This is a genomic window from Acinetobacter lwoffii (assembly GCF_024129595.1).
Taxonomy (GTDB): domain Bacteria; phylum Pseudomonadota; class Gammaproteobacteria; order Pseudomonadales; family Moraxellaceae; genus Acinetobacter; species Acinetobacter lwoffii_O.
This window is the reverse complement of the sequence record NZ_JAMXXS010000073.1, coordinates 1-3,340: the sequence shown is the minus strand read 5'-3', so window position 1 is coordinate 3,340 and position 3,340 is coordinate 1. Positions and strand designations below refer to the sequence as shown.

The 3,340-nt window shown below is 35.1% G+C and carries 5 protein-coding genes; 3 read left to right on the top strand and 2 right to left on the bottom strand.

What is annotated here, in order from left to right:
* Positions 1–470: 470 nt before the first annotated feature.
* Positions 471–1,082, bottom strand: coding sequence for a recombinase family protein (locus NI466_RS15620; protein ID WP_004889724.1), 612 nt, complete (start codon positions 1,080–1,082; stop codon positions 471–473).
* Positions 1,083–1,258: 176 nt separating this feature from the next.
* A complete protein-coding gene (locus NI466_RS15615) occupies positions 1,259–1,582 on the bottom strand; it encodes a hypothetical protein (RefSeq protein WP_004676058.1) in 324 nt (107 codons plus the stop codon).
* Between the two features lie 103 nt (positions 1,583–1,685).
* Between NI466_RS15615 and NI466_RS15610 the strand changes: the two genes are divergently transcribed.
* From NI466_RS15610 to NI466_RS15600, 3 genes are all read left to right on the top strand, one after another.
* Entirely contained in the window at positions 1,686–2,108 is a 423-nt protein-coding gene (locus tag NI466_RS15610; protein ID WP_004676061.1) for a hypothetical protein, read from the top strand.
* The gene (locus NI466_RS15605) at positions 2,105–2,431 is read left to right on the top strand and encodes a hypothetical protein (RefSeq protein ID WP_004797785.1); all 327 of its coding nucleotides are present in this window, start codon (positions 2,105–2,107) and stop codon (positions 2,429–2,431) included. Before NI466_RS15610 ends, NI466_RS15605 begins: the two co-directional genes overlap by 4 nt.
* A 209-nt stretch (positions 2,432–2,640) precedes the next feature.
* On the top strand, positions 2,641–3,340 hold a 700-nt coding region (locus tag NI466_RS15600), incomplete at its 3' end, for an ISNCY family transposase (RefSeq protein WP_253173998.1).

The window sequence follows — 3,340 nt, the reverse complement described above, 5'->3', positions numbered from 1 at the left end:
GCTCGAAAATCATTTTAAAGCCTTTGATTTGACTTTCTTTTACCTTAATAACGGATTTGTTTAACGCCAGCATACTTTTTGAAACACCACCCACCTTTTGTCTTATATCTTTGTTTTTACCAATAGGTAAAATATATTCATAACCTACATCGGAAAAGTAGGTAGTTAAGAAAAAAATTGCAGAGATTTATAAGCCTTATAGTAACGGGAGAGACTATAGGGCTTTTTATTTATCTTAATATTCATATACCTAATGGATTTGCTTTTCAACTAGTTCCAATTTGTTTAATGCTTGCCGTTTTTTATGATCATTATTAATCTTTACAACTAGAGCTAAAATAAAAACCATCACTATAAAAACAAGGAAAATCAAATGCTTTTTCATCATTAATTCCGTCTTTTGATCTTTAAAAATGCCTTGCTCCTTTGTAAATAGATATGACATAAGGGAAGCACTGATACAAGCCTTTTTAAATGACTTTAGCAACTCGATAAACAGTTGCAACTCCACAATTCACTGCTTTGGCAATTTCTTCCTTAGTCATATTGCCAGCTGCTAGTAATTCTTTTATTCGTTTGTGCTTAGCCTCATTGGCTTTCTTACCTGTTGGCTTGTAACCCGAACGTGCCAAGCCCTGCTTAATACGTTCTATACGTTTCTCATTGTCCAGGCGGGCCATTGTTGCCAGGAGATCAATCAACATATTGTTGATGAGATCCAGGATTGAATGAGTAATGCTGTCACTGGTTTGAATCATTTGGTAGGTAGTAGGAAGATCTGCTACGACTAAACGAAGTCCCTTCTCCTGGATCCTGCGCTTCAGCTCTTGAAAATCCTGTTGGGTTAGGCGTGATAATCGGTCAATACTTTCAACCAACAAGGTGTCGCCTTGATTTGCTTCTGACAGTAGCTTATTCAATTCAGGTCGGTCTAACTTCGTACCACTATAGTTTTCCACGTACACAATGGTTTCGCCCAAATTCAAGTTTTGGTTTAGATCCTGAAGAATCTGCAAAGCCCTTTCTGCATCTTGATCTTTAGTTGAAGCTCGTAGATAAATACGTGTATTCATTTCTATCATTTAATCTTAATTCTATTAGATTAATGATAACAATATCATTTAATTATTGCATTAAGTCTAATGATAGATATTGTATGCGATTTGGCTCGCTATCATTCAGCTATACTCTTTTGATAAAAAAAAGCATAACTAAAAGCCATGCCTTGGGAATTCGTATAACGTGTATTATGTTAATTTTAGAAAATCTGTTTTAGTTTGTACCTTTTCAAAATTATGTAAAAAGCAAATAAAACACTTATCCAGAACAAATAATCAAAAATAAAATATAAGAAGATAAATTGATCTATTCCTATAATAATATTTAAAGGATCTAGCGCTATACTCCCACCTGGAGATACTTCACCATCTACTAAAAACTGTAAGGGAAATCCTCCTCCAATGACTTTAACTTTTCCAAGCTTGTCTACAACTATACGATCCACTAATGTATATTTCTGATAAAACAAAGATAAATAAGTAAAAATAAAAGATAAGCAATTGAAGTATAAAAATTTTTTCATAATTTCCTCTCATATATCTACTAATTTTAACAATTTTTAATCAGAGCCTTTTGGAATAATTTGCTTTAATTTCTCTATTACTTTCTCAAAAAATTCCTTTAATATGAAAAGATTAGAATTTATTTTATTAAGTTTACTTGCAGCCTGCAGTCCAGTTACAGAAAAAATTGAATCAAATATAGTTGTTCCACGTATTCAATATACGGGGGGAGCAGATAATGCAAGTTATAGTGAGGCTAAGCTTATTAGGGAAGGTAAATGCCTATACCTAGAACATGCTGATGGCTCTAAAGTTCTGCCAATTTTTGCTACAAAAACTCTAGATTGGGATACGGAAACTAAGAGCCTAAAAGTAGATTCGGATACTTATTTTTTAGGTGATAAAGCAGCATATGGAGGCGGAGAATCCTATCCTCTAGAAAAAAATAATTATTCTTGGATAACTGAAGTAGATCATAGCTGTGATACCTCAAAAGTTATAGTTATTAATCGACTCATAAGACCAATTGAAGAACTACCAAAATGAAGAATAGCCTATTTTACTGTCTTACATTAGTTCTACTTATAGGATGCCAGCCATTTGAAAAAGATGGATATATTTTTATTAAAAATCAGACTGATTATCCAATTACAGACCTTAAAGTAACTTATATTAGTGCTCAAAAAACTTATAGCTTAGGTACTCTTTATCCTTATTCAGAATATAAATACGCCATCAATTACGAGCGGCACAATGAGGATTCAATAATCTTTTCATATTTAGATAAAAATCATAAAGAGATTAATCAAGAAGTAGCTACGTATGCAGCCAAATATGATAGGAAAAGTTATGAAATAGTTATTCAATAGAATATAAATTACAATTACTAATTGAACGAAAAAACTTCAATTTGAAATTTCAAAAACTTGATTTTCCCACTAAACAACTATCCATTTAACATAATGGCGGTTATACGAAATGATTTTGTTAGAACCCATTTAAAGTGTCTATATTCTCACCAATAAAAATGTCTGGTTTATGATGGTTTTTATCACCATGGACTGGATATAAAATATAGATGCTGATCACTATGTCTGACAAAGAAATTCAACGTCTTGCAGTTCTGCAAGACGTTCGAGATCATCGTATTACCCAAGTCCGTGCTGCTGAAATCCTGAATCTTTCCACCCGTCAAATTACCCGGTTATTGCAGAAGCTCAATCAAGATGGTGTTTCAGGCATGACGCATGCCAGTCGTGGTCAACCGGGCCATCATCGCCATGACGATTTATTAAAATCGCAATGTCTTTCCATTATTTCTGAACATCTGCTGGGCTTTGGACCTACCTTGGCGCATGAGAAGCTCAGCAGCATGTTTGACCTGAATATCCCGGTAGAAACGCTTCGGCGCTGGATGACTGCAAATGACCTTTGGATTCCGCGATCCAAACGTCTAAAACGCCCATACCAGCCACGCTATAACCGTGATTGCTTCGGTGAGCTGATCCAGATTGATGGCTCATATCATGACTGGTTTGAAGGACGCGCTGCTAAGTGCTGTTTATTGGTGTATATCGATGATGCTACTGGCAAGCTGTTGCATTTGCGCTTTTGTGAGGCGGAAACGACCTTTGACTATATGCTTTCAACCCGAGCCTACATTGAACAATACGGCAAGCCTTTGGCCTTTTATAGCGATAAACACTCGGTATTCCGAGTGAATCAGAAATCGAGCCAAGATAGCCAGATCACGCAATTTGGGCGGATTCTGAATGAGT

What these genes read in the sequence shown, in the direction of transcription:
- NI466_RS15620 (WP_004889724.1), bottom strand. Translation starts at nt 1,082, where the DNA reads ATGATAGAAATGAATACACGTATTTATCTACGAGCTTCAACTAAAGAT.
- NI466_RS15615 (WP_004676058.1), bottom strand. Translation starts at nt 1,582, where the DNA reads ATGAAAAAATTTTTATACTTCAATTGCTTATCTTTTATTTTTACTTAT.
- NI466_RS15610 (WP_004676061.1), top strand. Translation starts at nt 1,686, where the DNA reads ATGAAAAGATTAGAATTTATTTTATTAAGTTTACTTGCAGCCTGCAGT.
- NI466_RS15605 (WP_004797785.1), top strand. Translation starts at nt 2,105, where the DNA reads ATGAAGAATAGCCTATTTTACTGTCTTACATTAGTTCTACTTATAGGA.